The 2448-nt window shown below is 67.0% G+C and carries 6 protein-coding genes; all 6 read left to right on the top strand.

The genetic code is table 11. The annotated features are described in order from the left end of the window. The first annotated feature begins 224 nt into the window (after positions 1-224). On the top strand, positions 225-593 hold the full coding sequence (gene rplN, locus ACFVQZ_RS36365) for a 50S ribosomal protein L14 (RefSeq protein WP_021480431.1): 369 nt from the start codon (positions 225-227) through the stop codon (positions 591-593). A 2-nt stretch (positions 594-595) separates the two neighbouring features. Next, positions 596-937 (top strand): 50S ribosomal protein L24, encoded by a 342-nt coding sequence (rplX, locus tag ACFVQZ_RS36370; RefSeq protein WP_021480432.1) that lies wholly within the window; start codon positions 596-598, stop codon positions 935-937. Beyond that, positions 937-1506: a 50S ribosomal protein L5 gene (gene rplE / locus ACFVQZ_RS36375; RefSeq protein ID WP_047233817.1), complete on the top strand. Its 570-nt coding sequence runs from the start codon at positions 937-939 to the stop codon at positions 1504-1506. The genes rplX and rplE overlap by 1 nt, the downstream gene beginning before the upstream one ends. Position 1507: 1 nt before the next feature. Next, complete coding sequence (locus ACFVQZ_RS36380) at positions 1508-1693, top strand: type Z 30S ribosomal protein S14 (protein ID WP_377225104.1); 186 nt, start codon at positions 1508-1510, stop codon at positions 1691-1693. Between the two features lie 82 nt (positions 1694-1775). Continuing rightward, positions 1776-2174, top strand: a complete 399-nt coding sequence (gene rpsH / locus ACFVQZ_RS36385) for a 30S ribosomal protein S8 (RefSeq protein WP_021480435.1) — start codon at positions 1776-1778, stop codon at positions 2172-2174. A gap of 18 nt (positions 2175-2192) precedes the next feature. Beyond that, on the top strand, positions 2193-2448 hold a 256-nt coding region (locus ACFVQZ_RS36390), incomplete at its 3' end, for a 50S ribosomal protein L6 (protein WP_383629168.1).

Genomic DNA, 2448 nt, shown 5'->3' on the forward strand with positions numbered 1-2448 from the left:
CATCTATAGCCCCATTTTAACCCCGGGTGGTGCGGGGCGGCCCCCCCCCCCCCTCCACGACCGCTCTCGTGCCGCACCGCGGTGCGGCAACCAGTGAGGACAGGTCGGGCGGGTCCACCGCCCGGTCCTGGCCGGTTCACCCGCGAGGGACCCGGCACTGACAGCTATCCGTTCGGCAAGGCTCGCCTCGTGCGAGAACCGGCTCGACGACAGGAGTTCATTACATGATCCAGCAGGAGTCGCGACTTCGTGTCGCCGACAACACGGGTGCCAAGGAGATCCTTTGCATCCGCGTTCTCGGTGGCTCGGGCCGTCGCTACGCCGGAATCGGCGACGTCATCGTCGCAACCGTCAAGGACGCGATCCCGGGCGGCAACGTGAAGAAGGGTGACGTGGTCAAGGCCGTCGTCGTCCGCACCGCCAAGGAGCGCCGTCGTCCGGACGGTTCCTACATCAAGTTCGACGAGAACGCCGCCGTGATCCTCAAGAACGACGGCGAGCCGCGCGGGACGCGCATCTTCGGCCCGGTCGGGCGCGAGCTGCGCGACAAGCGGTTCATGAAGATCATCTCGCTGGCTCCGGAGGTGCTCTGACCATGGCCAAGATCAAGAAGGGCGACCTCGTCGTCGTCATCGCCGGCAAGGACAAGGGCAAGCAGGGCCGCGTCCTCGAGGTGCTCACCGACCGTGACCGCGTCATCGTCGAGGGCGTCCAGCGCGTCACCAAGCACACCAAGGTCGGCCAGTCGCAGCGCGGCACGCGGACCGGTGGGATCGAGACCGTCGAGGCCCCGATCCACATCAGCAACGTGATGGTCGTCGACCCGGAGACCAAGAAGGGCACCCGCGTCGGGTACCGCACCGAAGAGGTCGAGCGTGACGGCCGCAAGCGCACCGTGCGCGTGCGTGTCGCCAAGCGCTCCGGGAAGGACATCTGATGAGCACCGAGATCGTCGCCCCCGAGGTGCCCCGTCTGAAGCAGCGCTACCGCGAGGAGATCGTCTCCGGTCTGCGCGAGGAGTTCGGGCACGAGAACGTCAACCAGGTCGCCCGCGTCACGAAGATCGTCGTGAACATGGGTGTCGGTGACGCCGCCAAGGACTCGAAGCTCATCGAGGGCGCCATCCGCGACCTGTCCGCGATCACCGGCCAGAAGCCGCAGGTGACCAAGGCCCGCAAGTCCATCGCGCAGTTCAAGCTGCGCGAGGGCATGCCGATCGGCGCGCACGTCACGCTGCGCGGCGACCGCATGTGGGAGTTCCTGGACCGCCTCCTGTCGATCGCCCTGCCGCGCATCCGCGACTTCCGCGGCCTGTCGCCCAAGCAGTTCGACGGGCACGGCAACTACACGTTCGGCCTCACGGAGCAGTCGATGTTCCACGAGATCGACCAGGACAAGATCGACCGTGTCCGCGGTATGGACATCACGATCGTGACCACGGCGACGACCGATGACGAGGGCCGCTCCCTGCTGCGCCGTCTCGGCTTCCCCTTCAAGGAGAACTGACATGGCGAAGAAGGCCCTGATCAACAAGGCGGCCGCCAAGCCCAAGTTCGCGGTCCGCGCCTACACCCGGTGCCAGAAGTGCGGTCGTCCGCACTCGGTGTACCGCAAGTTCGGCCTGTGCCGCGTCTGCGTGCGCGAGATGGCCCACCGTGGTGAGCTTCCCGGCGTCACCAAGAGCAGCTGGTAACAACTACGTCGTAGGTCCTGGCGGAGCGCGCCGCACGGCGCGCCTCCGCCCGGATACCACGTCGAGGAAGGGCTAGAGCCCGATGACGATGACCGACCCGATCGCAGACATGCTGACGCGTCTGCGGAACGCGAACTCGGCTTACCACGAGACGGTGACCATGCCGTACTCGAAGCTGAAGTCGCACATTGCCGAGATCCTCCAGGCTGAGGGCTACATCTCCGGCTGGAGCGTCGAGGACGCGACGGTGGGCAAGAACCTCACCATCCAGCTGAAGTTCGGCCCGAACCGTGAGCGCAGCCTCGCCGGCGTGCGCCGCGTGTCCAAGCCGGGCCTGCGCAAGTACGTCAAGTCCACCGAGCTGCCGAAGGTTCTCGGCGGCCTGGGCGTGGCGATCCTGTCCACGTCCTCCGGCCTGCTCACCGACAAGCAGGCCGCCACGAAGGGCGTGGGCGGCGAAGTCCTCGCCTACGTCTGGTAATCGGAAAGGAGATACGCCATGTCTCGAATCGGCAAGATCCCCGTTCCGGTTCCCGCCGGAGTGGACGTCACCATCAGCGGTGCGCTCGTGACCGTGAAGGGCCCCAAGGGCTCGCTCGAGCACAACGTGCCCGCCCCCATCCAGGTCGCCCAGGAGGACGCCACCCTCGTGGTGTCGCGCCCGGACGACGAGCGCGAGTCCCGCGCGCTGCACGGCCTCACGCGCACCCTCCTGGCGAACATCGTCCAGGGCGTGACGCAGGGCTACGAGAAGA

Origin of the sequence: Streptomyces sp. NPDC057854, from assembly GCF_042797055.1 — a bacterium.
GTDB lineage: Bacteria > Actinomycetota > Actinomycetes > Streptomycetales > Streptomycetaceae > Streptomyces.